General features: G+C 73.2%; 1 pseudogene. It reads left to right on the plus strand.

What is annotated here, in order from left to right:
* Positions 1 to 470, plus strand: a pseudogene (locus tag sphsw_RS19990) (cell envelope biogenesis protein TolA); the annotation flags it as partial.

Here is a 470-nt window from a genome sequence, read left to right on the forward strand (position 1 = left end):
GAAGCCCGAGCCCAAGCCGGTGGCCAAGCCCAGGCCCGCGCCGCCGAAGCCGGTGGCGAAGCCCGCGCCCGTCCCTAAGCCGGTGGCCAAGCCTGCGCCGGCCAAGCCGAGCCCGGCGAAATCCAAGCCTGCGCCCGCGAAACCGGCGGCCAAGCCATCGCCCGCCAAGGCGGCACCGGCGAAGAGCGCGGCCAAGTCGAACGCGGCGCCCGCCAAGAGTGCGGCGTCCTCGGCAAAGCCCGCCAAGCCTTCGGCGACCAAGGGTAGTGGATCGACCGCAGAGGCCAAGGCGGCACGGCCGCGCGGGTCGCGGCTGGGCGACAATTTCCTCAAAGGCCTGTCGGCGGATCCGTCGCCGAGCAAGTCGGAAGCGCCCAAGGCGGCCAAGCTCGGCGCGCAGGCGGCGGCCAATATCGGCTCGGCGATCCTGCGACAGGTGCAGCCCTGCGCAAACCGGCAGGTGACGCCGG

Origin of the sequence: Sphingomonas sp. FUKUSWIS1 (assembly GCF_000733135.1) — a bacterium.
Taxonomy (GTDB): Bacteria; Pseudomonadota; Alphaproteobacteria; order Sphingomonadales; family Sphingomonadaceae; genus Sphingomonas; species Sphingomonas aerolata.